This is a genomic window from Actinophytocola sp. KF-1, assembly GCF_054661535.1.
On record NZ_BAAFVK010000009.1, the window covers coordinates 374,391 to 393,401 of the forward strand.

The 19,011-nt window shown below is 70.3% G+C and carries 16 protein-coding genes; 7 read left to right on the forward strand and 9 right to left on the reverse strand.

Annotation, left to right across the window (positions count from 1 at the left end; genetic code table 11):
- Positions 1–51: 51 nt before the first annotated feature.
- Positions 52–1,509 (reverse strand): family 43 glycosylhydrolase, encoded by a 1,458-nt coding sequence (locus ACYQ77_RS27840; protein ID WP_459716376.1) that lies wholly within the window; start codon positions 1,507–1,509, stop codon positions 52–54.
- Positions 1,509–3,992, reverse strand: coding sequence for an alpha-L-arabinofuranosidase C-terminal domain-containing protein (locus ACYQ77_RS27845; protein WP_459716377.1), 2,484 nt, complete (start codon positions 3,990–3,992; stop codon positions 1,509–1,511). The genes ACYQ77_RS27840 and ACYQ77_RS27845 overlap by 1 nt, the downstream gene beginning before the upstream one ends.
- A gap of 261 nt (positions 3,993–4,253) precedes the next feature.
- On the opposite strand from ACYQ77_RS27845, the gene ACYQ77_RS27850 reads away from it, so the two are divergent.
- Genes ACYQ77_RS27850 through yjfF form a run of 4 tightly spaced genes read left to right on the forward strand, consistent with a single transcriptional unit; the run spans position 4,254 to position 8,679 of the window.
- On the forward strand, positions 4,254–5,171 hold the full coding sequence (locus ACYQ77_RS27850) for an ABC transporter substrate-binding protein (protein ID WP_459716474.1): 918 nt from the start codon (positions 4,254–4,256) through the stop codon (positions 5,169–5,171).
- A 3-nt stretch (positions 5,172–5,174) separates the two neighbouring features.
- Positions 5,175–6,698, forward strand: a complete 1,524-nt coding sequence (locus tag ACYQ77_RS27855) for a sugar ABC transporter ATP-binding protein (RefSeq protein ID WP_459716380.1) — start codon at positions 5,175–5,177, stop codon at positions 6,696–6,698.
- Complete coding sequence (locus tag ACYQ77_RS27860; RefSeq protein WP_459716381.1) at positions 6,695–7,675, forward strand: ABC transporter permease; 981 nt, start codon at positions 6,695–6,697, stop codon at positions 7,673–7,675. The genes ACYQ77_RS27855 and ACYQ77_RS27860 overlap by 4 nt, the downstream gene beginning before the upstream one ends.
- Positions 7,672–8,679 (forward strand): galactofuranose ABC transporter, permease protein YjfF, encoded by a 1,008-nt coding sequence (yjfF, locus tag ACYQ77_RS27865; protein WP_459716382.1) that lies wholly within the window; start codon positions 7,672–7,674, stop codon positions 8,677–8,679. Before ACYQ77_RS27860 ends, yjfF begins: the two co-directional genes overlap by 4 nt.
- A 106-nt stretch (positions 8,680–8,785) precedes the next feature.
- On the opposite strand, the gene ACYQ77_RS27870 is transcribed toward yjfF, so the two are convergent.
- The 6 genes from ACYQ77_RS27870 to ACYQ77_RS27895 all read right to left on the reverse strand — a co-directional run bounded on the left by ACYQ77_RS27870 (position 8,786) and on the right by ACYQ77_RS27895 (position 14,230).
- Positions 8,786–9,814, reverse strand: coding sequence for a branched-chain amino acid ABC transporter permease (locus ACYQ77_RS27870; protein ID WP_459716384.1), 1,029 nt, complete (start codon positions 9,812–9,814; stop codon positions 8,786–8,788).
- On the reverse strand, positions 9,811–10,683 hold the full coding sequence (locus tag ACYQ77_RS27875) for a branched-chain amino acid ABC transporter permease (RefSeq protein ID WP_459716386.1): 873 nt from the start codon (positions 10,681–10,683) through the stop codon (positions 9,811–9,813). The genes ACYQ77_RS27870 and ACYQ77_RS27875 overlap by 4 nt, the downstream gene beginning before the upstream one ends.
- A 5-nt stretch (positions 10,684–10,688) precedes the next feature.
- Complete coding sequence (locus ACYQ77_RS27880) at positions 10,689–11,930, reverse strand: ABC transporter substrate-binding protein (RefSeq protein WP_459716388.1); 1,242 nt, start codon at positions 11,928–11,930, stop codon at positions 10,689–10,691.
- 18 nt (positions 11,931–11,948) lie between these two features.
- Complete coding sequence (locus ACYQ77_RS27885; protein WP_459716390.1) at positions 11,949–12,641, reverse strand: ABC transporter ATP-binding protein; 693 nt, start codon at positions 12,639–12,641, stop codon at positions 11,949–11,951.
- The gene (locus ACYQ77_RS27890; protein WP_459716391.1) at positions 12,628–13,392 is read right to left on the reverse strand and encodes an ABC transporter ATP-binding protein; all 765 of its coding nucleotides are present in this window, start codon (positions 13,390–13,392) and stop codon (positions 12,628–12,630) included. Before ACYQ77_RS27890 ends, ACYQ77_RS27885 begins: the two co-directional genes overlap by 14 nt.
- A 91-nt stretch (positions 13,393–13,483) precedes the next feature.
- Positions 13,484–14,230 (reverse strand): 3-hydroxybutyrate dehydrogenase, encoded by a 747-nt coding sequence (locus ACYQ77_RS27895; RefSeq protein ID WP_459716393.1) that lies wholly within the window; start codon positions 14,228–14,230, stop codon positions 13,484–13,486.
- Between the two features lie 155 nt (positions 14,231–14,385).
- Between ACYQ77_RS27895 and ACYQ77_RS27900 the strand changes: the two genes are divergently transcribed.
- The 3 genes from ACYQ77_RS27900 to ACYQ77_RS27910 are packed head-to-tail and all read left to right on the forward strand — an operon-like array spanning position 14,386 to position 17,505.
- A complete protein-coding gene (locus ACYQ77_RS27900; protein ID WP_459716395.1) occupies positions 14,386–15,207 on the forward strand; it encodes an alpha/beta fold hydrolase in 822 nt (273 codons plus the stop codon).
- Between the two features lie 9 nt (positions 15,208–15,216).
- Positions 15,217–16,461: an esterase/lipase family protein gene (locus ACYQ77_RS27905; protein ID WP_459716397.1), complete on the forward strand. Its 1,245-nt coding sequence runs from the start codon at positions 15,217–15,219 to the stop codon at positions 16,459–16,461.
- Positions 16,462–16,473: 12 nt separating this feature from the next.
- Entirely contained in the window at positions 16,474–17,505 is a 1,032-nt protein-coding gene (locus ACYQ77_RS27910) for an alpha/beta hydrolase (RefSeq protein ID WP_459716398.1), read from the forward strand.
- Positions 17,506–17,762: 257 nt separating this feature from the next.
- Here ACYQ77_RS27910 and ilvA read toward each other — a convergent pair whose 3' ends face one another.
- Positions 17,763–18,992 carry a threonine ammonia-lyase IlvA gene (gene ilvA / locus ACYQ77_RS27915; protein WP_459716399.1) on the reverse strand — a complete coding sequence of 410 codons (1,230 nt, stop codon included), beginning with the start codon at positions 18,990–18,992 and terminating at the stop codon, positions 17,763–17,765.
- Between the last annotated feature and the right edge of the window lie 19 nt (positions 18,993–19,011).

Here is a 19,011-nt window from a genome sequence, read left to right on the forward strand (position 1 = left end):
TCGCTACCTCACCCTCACGTCGTAACCGGTGCTGGTCACAGTGTCCCACCGTCAGCGCACGACGAACGTCGCACGCGCCCGTTCGGCGCGTCCCCCGCCCGGCCGGGCCACCACGAGCCGCCCGCTGTCGTGCGCGAGGTACGCGCCGGGGTCGTCGAGCAGCCGCAGCGACACCCCCGCCGGGTCGGCGAGACCGGGGACCCGCACGAAGCTCGTCGCGCGGCCGTACGCGTCGGTGTCGGCGTACGGTTCGATCCGCGGCACGCCGTCACCGGCCGTGACGTACCGGTCCGGGAAGTTCACCGACCGCACCGCGACGGTGCCCGCGCCGAGGTGGCCGGGAGTGCACCGGAACCACGAGTCGGCCACCTCCCGCACGTTGCCCTCGACCCGCAGCCGGAACTCGGCGTGCCGGACGACCAGGTCCCGCGCGTCGTACGGGGACAGCTGCACGACCCGCCCGCCCGTGCCGACGGGGACCCCGAACGCGGGCGTCCCGTCCTCGTTCCAGTACAGCTCCTGCACCCGGGTGTGCCGGTTCGGGTCGAACAGCGGGTCACCGGTGATGTCGCGGTAGTCGCGGGCGTGGTAGACGAGCACGTCGGTGCCGCCCTGGACGGTGAACGAGTTGTGGCCGGGCCCGTACTGCCCGGTCTCGGCGTTGGTGGTGAAGACCGGGTTCGGCGATTTGGTCCACGACCGCGCGTCGAGCAGGTTCGCGTTCTCGCCGGCGGTCAGCAGGCCCATGCAGTACCGGGCGTCGGTCGCGGACGCCGAGAACGTGACGAACACGCGCCCGTCGCGGATCAGCACCGCGGGCCCCTCGTTGACGCGGAAACCCTGGACCTCCCAGCTCAGTGTGGGCACCGCGATCCGCACCGGCGCCGTCGCCAGCTCCGTCGGCGACGCCATCTCCGCGATGTACAGGTTGCTGTTGGTCGCGATGCCCGGCTCGCTCTGCGCCCACAGGAAGTACCGCGTGCCGCGGTGCTCGAAGGTGGTGGCGTCGAGGGTGAACGACTCCCACCCGGTCACCACCCGCTTCGGCGGCAGCCACCCGGACGCGCGCGGGTCGGCGTTCGGCGACTCGAGCACGTAGGTGCGGATGCGGAACGGGTCGTCGGAGTCGCCCGCCGCGAAGTAGACGTACCAGCGGTCACCGATCCGGTGCAGCTCCGGCGCCCAGACGTAGCCGCCCATGGGCCCGGACGCGGGCCGCCGCCAGATGGTGCGCTCGCGGGCGGTGGCCAGCCCGTCGATCGTGGCCGCGCCCCGCACCACCACCCGGTCGTACTCCGGCACCGAGCCCGTCAGGTAGTACATGCCGTCCACGGGCCGGGTGACAAACGGGTCGGCACGCTGCTCGACGAGCGGGTTGCGGGTGGTGAGAGCCGGTGCGGCGGGTGCGACGGGTGCGGCGGCCGCCGTGCCGGGCACCGCGGCGGGCAGGGCACTCGCCGCGGCCACCACACCACCGGCCTTGAACAGGGTTCGCCGGTCGATGCCCATCAGCTGCTCCTGACCTTGATGCGGACGAACGTCACCGAGTACGGGGGGAACGTGTGCGTGAAGGTGCTCGCCACGTCCATGCGCGACTCGCGCGGTGCGATCGGGGTCGTGTACTGGGTGTTCACGTCGTCCGGGTCGCCCTGCAGCGTGGTCACCCGCGCGCTGCGCTCGACGTCCGCGCCCGTCAGGTCGACGGTCGTGCGGGCCGCGTTCGCCTGCGCGTTGACGACCTTGACGATCAGCTCGCCCGTCGCGTCGTCGCGGGTCACGACCTGGCGGAACGGCTCGGCCTTCTGGCTGTCGGTGAACTCGCCCCACTTACGCCCGTCCAGGAACAGCGACACGGTGCGGCCGCGGACCGAGACCCGCACGTCGTAGGTCCGTCCGGTCTGGATGGTCGTGCCGTCCGAGATGAGCGTGGACTTGCCGCCGCCCTCGGCCTTCTCGACCGCGGACTGGGTGTTGTTCCAGCCACCCAGGTTCCACCAGTAGAAGTTGCCGGAGTCCTTGACACCGAACGCGACCAGGAACCCCTCGCGGCCGGACAGCTTGGTGGCCGTGACGTTCAGGTCGTAGTTCTGCCACGCCGGGTCACCCGCCATGACCATGGTGTTCTCGGCGGCGGTGTCGGACTGCACGTACGCGCCGCCGGTCACCGCCCACATGCCACGCCCGGCGATGTTCGTCCAGTTCGCGTCGCCCGCCGAGAAGTCGTCGGCGAACAGCCGCGTGCCGTCCGGGGTGGTCACGCGGACGTCGTCGTAGGACGCCGCGGTGCCCCACGTGGACAGTCCCACCGCGCCGGTGATCGGCAGGTCCTCCTGCGACGGTGTGCCGGTCGCGGTGCTGGGCACGACGCGGTCGCCGACGTTGGTCATGAACAGCCGCTGCGTCTCGTAGCTCGCCGAGCCCCAGGACGCGCGGTTGTTGAACCAGATCATGTCCGGCCGCCACTGCACGTAGTCCTCGTTGGCCAGCAGCGGCGCGTAGGAGGCGAGCCGGACGACGTCGGCGTTGCGTTCGAGGCCGGTCATGTAGGCGGCCTCGGACAACGCGTTGAAGAACCGGTTGTCCTGGGAGGCGTACTCCCCCAGGAACACCTTCGGGCCCTGCCGGTCGTAGGCGTCGTAGCGGTGGTTGTTCTGCAGGAACCAGGTCGGGCTGTTGTAGTAGTGCTCGTCCACCATGGCCACCCCGGCGTCCCTGTTGAGCTGCCACAAGCGGTCGAAGGTGGCGCCGGTGTCGTCCGGGCCGGCGTTGCTGATCACCGTGATGTCCGGGTACTTCGCCGCGATCGCGTCCCGGAACCGCGTGAACCGGGCGAAGAACGCGTCCGGCAGGTTCTCCTCGTTGCCGACCGCGAGGTGGGTGAGCCCGAACGGCTCCGGGTGGCCCATCCGCGCCCGCACCGCGCCCCACGTCGAGTCGGCCGGCCCGTTGGCGAACTCGATCAGGTCGAGCGTGTCCTGAACGTGCCGGGCCAGCAGGGCGGGGTCGTCGGTCGCCTGGTTCTGGCCGCAGCCGGTGACCAGCGCGGGCACGACCGGCAGCGGCATGGCGCCGATGTCCTCGGCGAACTGGAAGTACTCGTGGTAGCCGATGCCGTAGGACTGGTTGTAGCCCCAGAAGTTCGCGTTCGTGGCCCGGGTCTCGACCGGCCCGATCGTGTCCTTCCACTGGTAGGAGCGGCGCCGCTCGTAGTCCGGCGCGTCGTAGCCGTGGTGGCTGCCGGTGTTGACGAGGCAGCCGCCGGGGAACCGCACGAACCCCGGGTGCAGCGCGGCGATCTTCTCGGCGAGGTCGCGGCGCATGCCGTTCGGCCGGTTCTTGTAGGTGTCACGAGGGAAGAGCGACACCATGTCCAGCGCGAGCGTGCCCGCGCCCCCGCCGGACACGAGCAGCCGCCCGGTGATGCTCGCGGTCCGGGCCGTGACCGCGCCGGTGTACCTGGTCCAGGTCGCGCCGCGGACGGTCAGCCGCAGCGGGTCGGCCAGCGCGGTGCCCGCCGGGTCGGTGAGCGAGACGGTCAGCGGCGTCGACGCCCGGTCAGTGCGCGCCCAGACGGAGAAGTCGTACCGCTTCCCCTTCTCCACGCGGATCCCGGCGTCGTAGCCGGCGTTGATGATCGCGCCCGGCAGCGCCAGCTCGAGGTACCGGCGGTTGCGCTCGTTGAGGCGGCCCGCGTCGTCGACGACCCGCGGGTCGCCACTGCGCGGCGCCCACCCGGTGAGCGGGGTGTAGGACGCGTTGTCGGCGCGGTCGTACTCGAACGAGCGGTTCTGCACCAGCTCCGCGTACAGCCCGCCGTCGGCGGCGCGGTTGATGTCCTCGAAGAACACGCCGTACATGTGGTCGGAGATCGCGGGACCGGCCGCGGCGGTGTCGACGGTGACGCGGTAGTCGACCTCGGCCGCCTGCCCGGCGCCGGGCAGGGCCACGACCGTGGACGTGGCGAGCGCGGCGAGTACGAGGAGTGTCCGCATGGGGCGTCCTTCGAGGTCGGCGTTGACACGTCGGAAGAGTGCGGTCCGCTCGGGGTCGCGAGCACCCCGAAGTGAGCGTTAACATAAGACGGCTTCCGCACGGTCGTCAACAAAAACAACTTCTTGGCACCGGCATCTTGACGTCTGCGGTGTGAGCGTTCACTCTAGTGGCCCAGTGACACGGGTCACGCACGGTCCAACGGAGGAAGTGCAGTGCGCAAGACGATCACGACCGCGCTGGCCGCGGTCCTGCTGGCGGCCATGACCGCGTGCGGCAGCGGCGGCAGCGGTGCGAGCGGCGGCAACGACGGCACGATCACCATGGGGTTCGCCCAGGTCGGCGCGGAGAGCGGCTGGCGGACGGCGAACACGAAGTCGATCCAGGAGTCGGCGAAGTCGGCCGGGATCGAGTTGAAGTTCTCCGACGCGCAGCAGAAGCAGGAGAACCAGATCAAGGCGATCCGGTCCTACATCCAGCAGAAGGTGGACGTGATCGCCTTCAGCCCGGTGGTGGAGACCGGTTGGGACACCGTCCTGCTCGAGGCGAAGCGGGCGAAGATCCCGGTGATCCTCACCGACCGCGCCATCGACTCGGACGACACGTCGCTCTACAAGACCTTCCTCGGCTCGGACTTCATCGAGGAGGGCAAGAAGGCGGGCAAGTGGCTCGTGGAGAACACCACCGGCCCGGTGAACGTGGTCGAGCTGCAGGGCACGACCGGCGCGGCGCCCGCGATCGACCGCAAGGAGGGGTTCGCCGAGGAGATCAAGGCCCGGCCGGACATCAAGGTCGTCGCCTCGCAGACCGGTGACTTCACGCGGTCCGGCGGCAAGCAGGTGATGGAGGCGTTCCTCAAGTCCCAGCCGGACATCGACGTCGTCTACGCACACAACGACGACATGGGCCTCGGCGCCATCGAGGCGATCAAGGCGGCGGGCAAGAAGCCCGGTGTCGACATCAAGATCATCACGGTGGACGCGGTGAAGGACGGCATGACCGCGCTCGCGAACGGCGAGATCAACTTCATCGTCGAGTGCAACCCGCTCCTCGGACCGCAGCTGATGGACCTGGCGAAGAAGGTCGTCGCGGGCGAGGAGGTCCCGCAGCGCGTGGTCACCGAGGAGACCACGTTCACGCAGGAGCAGGCCAAGGCCGCGCTGCCGGACCGCAAGTACTGAGTCATGGACACAGCTCCACTGGTTGAACTGCAGGGCATCACCGTCACCTTCCCCGGGGTGAAGGCCCTCGACGAGGTCGACTTCCGGCTCCTGCCCGGCGAGGTGCACGCGCTCCTCGGCGAGAACGGGGCCGGGAAGTCGACCCTCATCAAGGCGCTCACGGGGGTGCACGCCACCGACGCCGGCGAGATCCGTCTCGCCGGCGTCCCGGTGTCCTTCCACGGGCCGGCGCAGGCGCAGGACGCCGGGATCAGCACCGTGTACCAGGAGGTGAACCTGTGCGTGAACCTGTCGGTCGCGGAGAACATCCTGCTGGGCCGGGAGCCGCGCCGGTTCGGTGCGATCGACGGCCGTGCCATGCGGGCACGCGCGCGGGAGTTGTTGTCCCGCATCGGTCTGCACATCGACCCGGGCTCCGCGCTCGGGTCGCACCCGATCGCGGTGCAGCAGCTCGTGGCGATCGCCCGCGCGGTCGCCGTGGACGCGCGGGTGCTGATCCTCGACGAGCCGACGTCCAGTCTCGACGCCGGTGAGGTCGCCGAGCTGTTCCGGATCGTGCGGGTGCTGCGGGACGAGGGCGTGGCGATCCTGTTCGTGTCGCACTTCCTCGACCAGGTCTACGAGATCTCCGACCGGATGACCGTGCTGCGCAACGGGAAGGTCGTCGGCGAGTACGCGACGGCCGAGGTCGGCAGGCTCGAGCTGGTGCGCGCCATGATCGGCCGCGACCTGAGCGTGCTCGACGAGGTGGAACGGCGCAGCGAGCGGCGCGTCCCGTCCGCCACTCCCCTGCTGCGGGCCGAGAACCTCGGCCGCACCGGGTCGATCGCGCCGTTCGACCTGGAGCTGCACCACGGCGAGGTGGTCGGCGTGGCCGGGCTGCTCGGCTCGGGCCGCACCGAGCTGGCGCGGCTGCTGTTCGGCGCCGACCGCGCCGACTCGGGCCAGGTGTACTTCGACGGGAAACCGTTGCGGCTGCGCGGTCCCCGCTCGGCGATCGCGCAGGGCATCGCGTTCACCTCGGAGGACCGCAAGGCCGAGGGCCTGGTCGCGGACCTGACCGTGCGCGACAACCTGATCCTCGCCATGCAGGCGGCACGCGGGTGGGCGCGGCAGGTGTCCCGCCGCACGGCCGACGAGCTGGTCGACAGGTACGTCGAGGCGCTGGACATCCGGCCAGCGAACGCGGACGCGATCGTCGGCACGCTGTCCGGCGGCAACCAGCAGAAGGTGCTGCTCGCGCGGTGGCTGGTGACGCGGCCCCGCCTGCTGATCCTCGACGAGCCGACGCGCGGCATCGACGTCGGCGCGAAGGCCCAGATCCAGAAGGTGGTCGCCGACCTCGCGGCCGAGGGCATGGCGGTGGTGTTCATCTCCGCCGAGCTGGAGGAGGTGGTCCGCGTGTCCGACCGGGTGGTCGTGCTGCGGGACCGGCACAAGATCGGCGAGCTGACCGGCGCCGAGGTCAACGTGGACGACGTGCTCGCGCTCATCGCGGCCGAGGCGGAGAAGGTGGTGCACACATGAGGAAGAGCCTGCTGTGGCCGCTGGTCGCCCTGGTGGCACTGCTGTTGCTGAACCTCGTGTTCACGCCGACGTTCTTCGCGCTGCGGTTCCAGGACGGGCACCTGTACGGCAGCCTCGTCGACATCCTCCGCAACGGCGCGCCGACGCTGCTGATCGCGCTCGGCATGACGCTGGTGATCGCGACGCGGGGCATCGACCTGTCCGTCGGCGCGGTCGCGGCCATCGCGGGCGCGGTGACGTGCACGCACATCGCGTCGACCGGCGACGCGGTCGGCGGGATGGCGCTCGCGCTCGGGCTGTGCGCGGTCCTGGGGCTGTGGAACGGTTTCCTGGTGTCCGTGCTCGGCATCCAGCCGATCATCGCGACGCTCGTGCTGATGACCGCGGGCCGCGGCATGGCGATGCTCATGACCGAGGGCCAGATCGTCACCGTCAACAACGACGTGTTCGCGAAGGTCGGCGCCGGGTTCCTGGTGCTGCCGATCGCGATCCTGATCAGCCTCGCCGTGCTCGCCGGGGTGGCGCTGATGACGAGGCGGACCGCGCTCGGCATGCTGATCGAGGCGGTCGGCGTGAACCCGGAGGCCAGCAGGCTCGCCGGGGTGCGGTCCCGCACGATCATCTGGACCGTCTACGTGTTCTCCGCGCTGTGCTCGTGCGTGGCCGGGCTGATGATCGCGTCGAACGTGAACGCGGCCGACGCCAACAACGCCGGGCTGTGGATCGAGATGGACGCGATCCTCGCGGTGGTCATCGGCGGCACGTCGCTCGCGGGCGGCCGGTACTCGCTGACGGGCACGCTGGTCGGCGCGCTCGTCATCCAGACGCTCACCACGACCGTGTACACGATCGGCGTGCCGCCGGAGACGACGCTCGTGTTCAAGGCCGCGGTCGTGATCGTGGTGTGCCTGCTGCAGGCACCGAAGCTCACCGGCACGCTGCGCGTCCCGGTCCCGCAGAAGGCAGGTGCCGCATGACCGCGCCCCCGCTCGCTCCCCCGGCCCGGCAGCGCGTGCCGGTCACGACGCGGGTGCCGTCCCGGTTCCTGCCGGTGATCGCGACGTTCGTGGTTTTCGTGCTGACCTTCGGCGCGGGCTCGATCCGCTACGACGGGTTCGCGTCGGGCCAGGTGGTCGCGAACCTGTTCATCGACAACGCCCACCTGATCGTGGTGGCCGTCGGGATGACGTTCGTGATCCTCACCGGCGGCATCGACCTGTCGGTGGGTTCGGTCGTGGCGCTGTCGACGATGATCGCCGCCGCCACGCTGCGCGCGGGCTGGCCGGCGTGGCTGGTGGTCATCGCCGTGCTGGCGACCGGGTCCGTGCTGGGCCTCGGCATGGGCGTGATGATCCAGCGGTTCGGCGTGCAACCGTTCATCGCGACGCTCGCCGGGATGTTCCTCGCCCGCGGCCTCTGTTTCGTGATCAGCGTGGAGTCGATCTCCATCAAGGAGGCGCGGTTCTACGACATCGCGACGGCGTCCATCCCCATGGGCGAGGTCAGCATCACCTACAGCGTGGTGATCGCGCTGGTCGTGGTGGCGGCGGCCGCGTACGTGCTGCACCTGACCCGCTTCGGCCGGACCGTGTACGCGGTGGGCGGCAACGAGTCGTCGGCGACGCTCATGGGTCTGCGCACCGCGCGGGTCAAGGTGGGCGTGTACGTGATCAGCGGCTTCTGCTCCGCGCTCGGCGGGTTGCTGTTCAGCTTCTACATGCTGTCGGGCTACAGCCTGCACGCGGTGGGCCTCGAACTGGACGCGATCGCCGCCGTGGTCGTGGGCGGGACGCTGCTCGCGGGCGGCGTCGGGTACGTGGTGGGTTCCGTGTTCGGCGTGCTGGTCCTGGGCACGGTGCAGACGCTCATCTCGTTCGAGGGCACCCTGTCGTCGTGGTGGACCAAGATCGTGATCGGCGTGCTCCTGCTCGCGTTCATCGCCCTGCAGCGACTGATCGTCCGGCGACAACCGGTCACGTAGTCCACCGCCACGGTTCCGTCGCCGTGCCCCGGCCGCGGCGGGCACGCCCGGCCCGGTGGCCTCCTGACAGGCGCGTTCATGTCGTCCAATGACCTGAACGCGCCTTTCAGGACACTGTTCTCCCCTGGGCGTCGGCCGGTTCCTTCGCCACCTCGGTCGGCGGGCCGGTCTCCGGCTGGTGGCGCGTGCGTGACCGGAGCAGGTGCCGTGCCGTGCCCCAGATGCCACGCCGGAACACGAGCACGGTCACCACGAAGATGGCGCCCGTGACGACACCGATCGCGTCGATGCCGGCGGTCGCCAGGTAGTCCTCCAGCACCACGATGATCCCCGCGCCGAGCACCGGTCCCCACAGGGTCCCCATGCCGCCGAGGATGTTCATCACCACGACCTTGCCCGACGTCGTCCAGTACACCTCCTGCAGCGACGCGAACCCGTGCCCGATCGCGTACACGCCACCGGCGATGCCCGCCAGGAACGCGGAGATCACGAACACCTGCACCTTGTACCGGTTCACCGGATAGCCCAGCGCCCTGGCGCGTGCCGGGTTCTCCCGGATCGCCACCATCACGCGGCCGAACGGCGAGTACACCACCCGCCACGCGACGAACAGGCCCGCGAGCAGCAGCGGCAGCGCGGCGTAGTAGAAGTAGAACGAGTCCGCCAGGTCCCACCCGAACGCCTCGCGCGGGATGCCCTGGAGCCCGTTCTCGCCGCCGGTGACCGAGCGCCACTGGTTCGCGACGAAGTAGATGAGCTGGGCGAACGCCAGCGTCACCATCGCGAAGTAGATCCCCGTGCGGCGCACGGAGAGCAGTGCGATCGGCACGGCGATCAACGCCGCCACGACCGCCCCGCCGAGCACCGCCACGTAGAACGGCAGCCCGGTCTCGATCGCGATGATGCCCGTCGCGTACGCCGACGAGCCCCAGAACGCCGCGTGGCCGAACGACAACAACCCCGTGTAGCCCAGCAGCAGGTCCAGCGCCACCGCGAACAGCGCCCACGCCGCGATGTCCAGCGCCACCGGCGGGTAGATCATCCACGGCAGCCCGAACGCCAGCACCAGCCCGATCACGAGCAAAGCGAGGCGCACCCACGGCGAACGGCCCGCGGCCAGCCTGGAGATGATCATGCGCGCACGCCTTCCTCACGACCGAACAACCCGGCGGGCCGCAGCAACAGCACCAGCGCCATCAGCACGAACACCAGGCTCTGGGAGAACGCCGGGATGTAGAGGTTGCCGACCGCGGACAGCATGCCGACGAGGTAGCCCGCGGCCACCGAACCGAACACCGAACCCAGCCCGCCGATGACCACCACCGCGAAGATCACGATGATGAGGTCGGCGCCCATGCCGGAGTTCACCGCCCGCATGGGTGCGGCGAGCACCCCGGCGAGCCCGGCCAGCGCGATGCCGAACCCGAACACCGGGGTGACCCACCGCCGCACGTCGATGCCCAGTGCCCTGGTCAGCTCCGGCCGCTCGGTCGACGCCCGCACGATCACGCCGACCCGCGTCTTCGTCAGCACCAGCCACACCAGCACCGACACCACGATCGAGAACACGAACACGAACACCTGGTACTTCGGGTAGTCGAACAACCCGAGGTTCACGGACCCGTCCAGCAGCTCCGGCCGCGAGTACGGCTGCGACTGCACGCCGTAGCGCAGCCGCACCACGTCCTGCAGGATCAGCGCGATCCCGAACGTGAGCAGGAAGTTGTACAGCGGGTCGAGCCGCACCAGGTGCGCGACCAGCAGCCGTTCGAGGACCATGCCGACGAGCCCGAGCACCACCGGCACCACGAGCAGCGCGAGCCACCACGACAACCCGACGGTGTCCAGCAGCACGAACGCGCCGACCGCGCCGAGCATGTAGAACGCGCCGTGCGCGAAGTTGACCACGCCGAGCATGCCGAAGATCACCGACAGCCCGAGCGCGAGCAACGCGTAGAAGCTGCCGCTGACGAGCCCGTTGAAGAGCTGCTGGACCAATTCCATCGCTATCAGCCCATGTCGCAGCCGGTCGGCTCCCGGAACGCCTCGTCCGCGGGGATCGTCTTGACCATCTCGGTGAAGTCGAAGTCCTCCTTCACCTGGTCCGGCTCCTTCACCTGCACCAGGTACGCGTCGTGCACGACGCGGTGGTCCTCGGCGCGGATCTTGGCGTTGCGAGCGAAGAAGTCGTCGAACTCGGTGCCGTCCAGCTCCTCGCGCACGGCGTCCGCGTCGTCGGTGCCGGCGCGCTGCACGGCCTCCAGGTACTGCGTGGCGGCCGAGTAGTTGGCGGCGTGGTCGAACGTCGGCCGCTTCCCGGTGCGCTCGGAGAACTTGTCCGCCCACTCGCGGCTCTTGTCGTCCATGTTCCAGAACCACGCCGTCGTGTACAGCGTGCCCGCGAGCGACTCCACGCCGATCGACGCGATGTCGGTGTCGAACATCAGGCCCACCGCGAGGCCGACGCCCTTGTCCTTGAGGCCGAACTCGTTGTACTGCTTGACCACGTTCACCAGGTCACCGCCGGCTTGCATGGTGCCGAGCACGTCCGGCTTCGGGTTCAGGTTCGGCGCCTTGGTCATGAACGTGGCGAAGTTGTCGTTCGGGAACGGGGTCGGGTCCGCGACCGCGACCTTGCCGCCCGCGCCCTCGATGGCCGCGGTGAAGCTCTTGTTCATGTCCTGCCCGAACGCGTAGTCCGGGTAGATGATGTACCAGTTCTTCGCGCCCTGCTCGGTCACCGTCGTGCCGGTGCCGTGCGCCAGCATGTAGGTGTCGTAGGCGTAGTGGTACGTGTAGGGGTTGCACTGCCCGCCGGTCAGTTCCGTGGTGGCGGCGCCGATGTTGAAGTACATCTTCTTCTGCTGCCCGGCCACGGTGGCGATGGCGAGCGCGGCCGACGACGTCGGCACGTCGAAGATCGCGTCGACGCCGTCGCGGTCGTACATCTCGCGGGCCGCGGTGTTCGCGATCTCCGGCTTGTTCTGGTGGTCGGCCTCGCTGACCTCGATCTTCTCCGCCACGGCGTCGTCCTTGTGCCGCGCCTTGAAGTCGTCCACCGCCATCCGCACCGCCTCGACGGCGTTCTTCCCGGCCAGCTCGGAGTAGACGCCGGACAGGTCGGTGATGACGCCGAGCTTGATCGCGTCCCCGCTGATCTTGCCGCCGCCGCTCTGCGGGCCACCGCCGCACGCGGCGACGATCGCGCCGACCGCGACCACCGTCGCCGCCGCCTTGAGCCTGGTCGCCATTGACACTTCTCCTTCTGTTCAGATGCCGAGGTACTCGAGCAGCTCGTGCTCGCGGGCGGCCACCTCCGCGTTGTCGAGCGACTCGACGACGCGTCCCTGCGCGATGAGGTGGTGCCGGTCGGCCACGGTGGCCGCGAAGTGGATGTTCTGCTCGATCAGCAGCACGGTGACGCCGTGCGCCTTGACCGTGCGGATGATCTCGCCGATCTGTCGCACCAGCAGGGGTGCGAGTCCTTCCGTCGGCTCGTCGGCGAGCAGGAGCCGCGCGCCCATGCGCAGCACCCGCGCGACCGACAGCATCTGCTGCTCACCACCGGACAGGTGCGTGCCCGCCTGCTTCCTGCGTTCTTTGAGCACCGGGAACGTGTCGTAGACCTGCGCCAGCGACCAGGCGTCCGGCCCGACCTTCGGCGGCAGCGTCAGGTTCTCCTCGACCGTGAGGCTCGAGTAGATGCCGCGGTCGTCGGGCACGTACCCGAGGCCGAGCGCGCACCGCTTGTGCGGCGGCAGCCGGGTGATGTCCCGCCCGTCCAGTTCGATCCGGCCGGACGTGGGTTTGTGCAGTCCCATGAGACACCGCAGGAGCGTGGTCTTGCCCGCGCCGTTGCGGCCGACGAGCGTGACCACCTGCCCCTCACCGACGTCGAGGGAGACTCCCTGCAGGACCTGCGCCTCGCCGTACGCGGCGGTGAGGCCGTCAATGCTGAGCAACGTTCTCCCCCAGGTAGGCGGTGATCACGCGGGGGTCGTTGCGGACCTCCTCGTACGGCCCTTCGGCCAGGACCTTGCCGAACTGCAGCACCGTCACCCGGTCGGTGAGGTCGCCGACGACCTTCATGTTGTGCTCCACCAGCACGATCGTGCGGTCCGCACGGACGCGCCGGATCAGCTCGACCGTGCGTGCCACGTCCTCGACGCCCATGCCTGCCGTCGGCTCGTCGAGCAGCAGCAGCCGGGGCGACAGCGCGAGCGCCAGCGCCAGTTCGAGCGCCCGCTTCTGCCCGTAGGCGAGGCTGCCCGCCGGCTTGTGGGCGTGTGCGGTGAGCCCGACCTGCGCGAGGAGGTCGTCGGTCTCCGCGCGGTAGGCCCGCAACGCCTTGTCGGACCGCCAGAACCGGTAGCCGCGGCCGTCGCGGCCCTGCAGCGCCAGCTCGACGTGCTCGACGAGCGTCAGCTCCTCGAACAGGCTCGTGATCTGGAACGACCTGGCGACCCCGCGCTGCGCGATCCGCTCCGGCCGCAGCCCGGTGACGTCCTGGCCGTCCAGCTCGATCCGCCCGCCGGTCGGCTTGAGGAACCCGGTGAGCAGGTTGAACAGCGTGGTCTTCCCGGCACCGTTCGGTCCGACGAGCGCGTGCACGGTCCCGGCTTCGATGTCGAGGTCCACCCCGTTCACGGCGGTGAACCCGCTGAACTCGCGCACGAGCCCCCGAGTACGCAACAACGATGTGGCGTCGGTCACCCCGCAGACCCTAGAGACTGGTCCGGTCGGAGCAACATGGCTCAAGGGTCCACAAGGTGCGCCAGGGTTGTGTCACTTTCCTACATGGCGCTCAGTGCGCGGTCCACCCGCCGTCGATCTTCATCGACGCGCCCGTGATGGCCGACGCCGCGTCCGAGCACAGGTAGGCCACCAGCTCGGCGACCTCCTCCGGCTCGATCAGCCGCCGCACCGCCGCCGGTTCCAGCATGACCTCGTCGATCACCCGCTCCTCGGGGATGCCGAGGTTCTTCGCCTGGGCGGCGATCTGCCCCGTGACCAGCGGCGTCCGGACGTAGGCCGGGTTCACGCAGTTCGAGGTGACGCCGTGCGCGGCGCCCTCCATCGCGATCACCTTCGACAGGCCCTCCACGCCGTGCTTCGCCGCGACGTACGCCGACTTGTACGGCGACGCGACGAGCCCGTGCACGCTGGAGATCGTGATCACCCGGCCCCAGTTCCGCTCGTACATGTGTGGCAGGGCACCACGGACGAGCCGGAACGGCGCCTCCAGCATCACCCGCAACAGGTAGGAGAACCGCTCCGGCGGGAACTCCTCGATCGGCGCGACGTGCTGCAGCCCCGCGTTGTTGACCAGGATGTCCACGGCCAGGTCGAGCCGGTCGACCGCGTCCAGGTCGGCGAGGTCCACGACCACCGGTTCCACGTCGAGGTCGAGCGCGGCCAGCGCGTCCGCGTCCCGGTCGGCGGCCACCACCTTCGCGCCCGCCGCCACCAGCCGTGCCGCGCACGCCCGCCCGATCCCACTGGCCGCACCGGTCACCAGCGCTCGCCGTCCGGTCAGATCCCCAGGTGTCATGGATGGTGACGCTACGACGCCCATGCGACGGGGTTCCACGTTTGGCGCATCCATACTCGGCCGGTCGGGCGTGTGGGGCGGCCACATGTGCGTTCACCACGGGATGGCGACCCCCCACGTTGACCGGCGGGTGCGCGCGGGCGAGGGTACGTGGCATGACAGTGACGTCCGGGGTGTCCCACGTTCCCGTGCCCGGGGGCGAGCTGACGGTCGGCCGGTGGCCCGGGGACTCGACGCCCGTGCTCGCGATCCACGGCATCACGGCCAACCACCTGGCGTGGGGCATGGTCGCGCCGCTGGTGGCGGGCCCGGTCGTGGCACCCGACCTGCGTGGCCGCGGTGGCAGCGGGTCGCTGCCGGGGCCGTACGGGATGGCCGCCCACGCCGAGGACTGCGTCGCCGTGCTGGACGCGCTCGGGATCGAGCAGGCGGTCGTGGTCGGGCACTCGATGGGCGGGTTCGTCGCGTCGGTGCTCGCGCACCGCCACCCGGAGCGCGTGGCACGGCTCGTCCTGGTCGACGGCGGCGCGCCGCTCCCGCCGACGCGGTCCGACATCGAGACCGCGCTCGGCCCGGCGGTCGCGCGGCTGTCCATGCGGTTCGCCTCCCCCGGGGAGTACCGGGACTTCTGGCGGCGGCACCCGTCGTTCGCGGACTGGAACCCGCACATCGAGTCCTATGTGGACTACGACCTGACCGGCACCGCGCCCGAGTTGCACAGCAAGGTCGACGGGGACGCGGTCCGCGCCGACTTCATCGACCTGCACACGGGCGCGGACCCGCGTGCGGCTTACGAGGCGCTGCCGTCGGACACGGTCTTCCTGCGGGCGGAGCGGGGCATGTTCGACGAGCCGACCGCGCTCTACCCCGACCCGGACACGATCGGCCTGAAGGTCACGACCGTGCCCGGCACCAACCACTACACGATCCTGCTCGGCGAGGACGGCGCGCGTGCCGTGGCCGCCGCACTGTCCTGAGGAGTCATCTTGAGACGCGTTCTCGCCGTGGCGTTACTGGCGCTCGGGTTGCTCGTGCCGGTCACCCCGGCCGCCGCCGACCCGGCGTACCTGACGCTCGAGGCCACCTACACGTCCGTCGCGAACGGGTGGGCCAAGGTCGACCGCTACCGCGACACCACGGCCGGTTTCGTCGACGAGCAGTACCCGCCGGACGGCCGGGGTGACCAGGACGGCCAGCGCAAGACGTTCTTCGGGAACGTGGCGCGGCCGTCGTCGTCGCGGTTCCTGCTGTACTCGGCGCCGCACTGGCAGACCGGCACGAAGGCCACGCCGGTGCTGCTGGTGCACGGCGCGAACGACAACCCGGACCGCGCGTGGGCGAACCCGAACGAGTCCGGCGGCTTCGGCTGCGGCTCGGCGAGCTGCCCGTCGACCGGTCTCATGCAGTACCTGGACTCGCGTGGCTACAAGGTGTTCGCGATCGGCTTCGCGCACAAGCAGGGCGACAACCGGCAGCAGGCGCAGCAGGTCGGCGACGCGATCGCGGTCATCAAGTCCCGGCTCGGGGTGTCCAAGGTGGACGTCGTCGGGTGGAGCAAGGGCATGATGTCGTCGCGGATGTACGTGTCGTCGGTGAAGCCGTCGTGGGGCCGCAACTACGCGGGCGACGTGCGGAAGCTGATCACGCTGGGCGGCCCGAACGGCGGCTACGACTACCCGTTCGCGCACGGCTGGGCGCACGACTTCTCGATCTGGCCGGAGTGCGGCGGCGCGATCAACGCGCCGTCCCCGCACACCAGGATGACCTGCTACGGCCAGTACACCTACCACCCGGAGCTGTCGATCACGCCGGCGGGCGGCTGGGACGCCTACCCGGGGCAGCGGCAGATGCTGGCGCGGTGGGACGGCACGTTCGGCGTGAACACGTCCGCGCAGGACTGGTACACGACGTACTACGGCGGCCAGGGCTTCTACACGGAGGGCCCGGGCATCCAGGCGGCGATCAACGCCGGTTCGCTGATCTCGACGATCCAGAACGCGGGCACCCCGTCGTCGGTGTCGGTGTACCTGCTGGCGGGCGGCGCCCCGAACATCGTCGGCGTGTGGAACGAGACGCGCGGCCCGAGCGACGGCATCGTGTTCGTCGCGAGCGCGCTGTCCACCGTGGGTGTCGCGAACGTGGGCGGCACCGCGCTGGTCTCGACCGTGAACCACCTCCAGCTCGGCTGGGCGACGTCGTCGATGTCGCAGGTCGTGAGCTGGCTGGCCTAGGAGAACAAGGAAATGTTGGACGGAATCACGGCGACCAGGGTGACCACCCCGCGCCTCACGGCACAGGTCCTGTCGGTGGCGGGCCGCGACGAGGGCGACCCGGTGGTGTTCGTGCACGGCAACGTGTCGTCGAGCCTGTTCTGGCAGCGGCAGATGCTGGACCTGCCCGCGGGTTACCGTCCGCTGGCGGTGGACCTGCGCGGCTTCGGCGGCTCGGACCCGCTGCCGGTGGACGCGACCCGGGGCCTGCGCGACTACGCAGACGACGTGCTGTCGCTCGACCTCGGTCCTGCGCACTACGTGGGCTGGAGCATGGGCGGCGGCGTGGTGCTGCACATATTGCGCGACCACCCGGCCCAGGTCCGGACGCTCACCCTGGTGAACCCGGTGTCCCCGTACGGCTTCGGCGGCACCACCGACGTCGACGGCACCCTGATCTCCCCGGACGGCGCGGGCGCCGGAGCGGGCGGCGCCAACCCGGACTTCGTGCAACGCCTGGCGAGCGGCGACCGCGGCGCGGAACCGATGTCCCCCAGAACGGTGATGCGGACGTTCTACGTGAAGCCCCCGTTCTCGATGACGGACGAGGACGAGTTCGTGGAGTCGATGCTCACCACGAGAACGGGCGAGGACAACTACCCGGGCGACACGGTCCCGTCGGACGTGTGGCCGGGCGCCGCCCCGGGCCCGCGCGGCGTCCTGAACACCATGGCCCCGAACCACTTCCGCATCGACGACCTCCACACGGTCGACCCGAAACCCCCGATCCTGTGGCTGCGCGGCGCGGACGACCAGATCGTGTCGGACACGTCCATGTTCGACCTCGCGTACCTGGGCCAGCTGGGCGCGATCCCGGGCTGGCCGGGCGCGGAAACCCATCCCCCGCAACCGATGATCGCCCAGACACGGGCGGTGCTGGACCGGTACGCGGAGGCGGGCGGCACGTACGAGGAGATCGTCTTCCCGGACACGGGGCACAGCCCCCACATCGAGCGCCCGGCCGAGTTCGCGGCCGCCCTCCACAAGGGACTGACCCGAGGCTGAGGCGACCCGCCACGGAACCCGACCGCTGTCCTGAACGCACCTTTCAGGACAGCGGGAGGCAGGCGCGGGCGCTGCGCGCCCGGCCCGCGAAAGCGGGCATAGCCCGCCCAAAGGGCGCAGCCCACACACACCTGAGGCGTGCCTGCCATCCCGGAGACCAGCCCCTCCGGCGAGGAGGCCCGTCCGGCAGGACGCCCGTCCGGCGAGGACAAACCCAGGACGGGGACCACCCAGGACGGCGAAACCCCAGAACGCCCTCACACCAGGAACGTGAACAGCGGACTGTCCGGCGGCACCCTTTCGATCCGATGCGGCGCCGCCTCCATCCGCTTCAACATGCCCGAGAGGTTCTCCGGCGCACCCAGCTCGATCCCCACGAGCGCGGGCCCGGTCTCCCGGTTGTTCCGCTTCACGTACTCGAACAACGTGATGTCGTCATCAGGCCCGAGCACGTCGTCGAGAAACCGCCGCAGAGCGCCGGGTTCCTGCGGGAACTCGACCAGGAAGTAGTGCTTCCGCCCCTCGAACACCAGCGCCCGCTCGACGATCTCCGCGTACCGGCTGACGTCGTTGTTCCCGCCCGACACCACACACACGACGGTCGACCCGGCGGGCAGCTCCACCAGTGCGAGCGCCGCCGACGCCAACGCCCCGGCCGGCTCGCTGATGATGCCGTCCGACTGGTAGAGGTCCAGCATCTCCACGCAGATCTGCCCCTCCGGCACCGCCACCAGCCTTGGCTGGTGCTCCGCGGCGACGGCGTACGTGTGCGTGCCGACCTGACGAACAGCGGCGCCGTCCACGAACGGGTCCAGCTCCGGCAGGGGCACCGGCCCACCGGAAGCCAGCGCGTGCGCCATGCTCGCCGCGCCCGCCGGTTCCGCGCCGATGACCCGGTCACCGGCGCCCAGCCACGCCAGCGTCCCGGCCAGGAGGCCACCGCCGCCGACCGGGACCACCAGGGTGTCCGGCATGCGCCCGAGCTGCGCCACCACCTCGGCGACGACCGTGCCCTGGCCCGCGATGGTGCGGGGGTCGTCGAACGCCGGGATCAACGTCGTCCCGGTGGCCGTCGCGTGGGACGACGCCGCTGCCGACGCCTCGTCGTACGTCTCGCCCTCGACCACGACCGTCACGTGCTTGCCACCGAGTGTGGCGACGCGGTCGCGCTTCTGCCGGGGCGTCGTGCGCGGCAGGTACACCGTGGCGTGCACGCCCAGCGACGCGCACGCGAACGCGACGCCCTGCGCGTGGTTGCCCGCGCTCGCGCACACCACGCCGCGCTCCCTGGCCGCAGGCTCGAGCACGCTGACGAAGTTGAACGCCCCGCGCCCCTTGTAGGACCGGACGGCGTTCAGATCCTCCCGTTTGAGCCAGACGTCCAGGTCGTGGCGCTGGGAGAGCCGTTCGTTGCGCTGCAGCGGGCTCGGCGGGATCACACCCGCGAACCGCTCCGCCGCCTCCGCGACGTCCACCTTGGAAACCACCCGCGTGACCATACCTAGA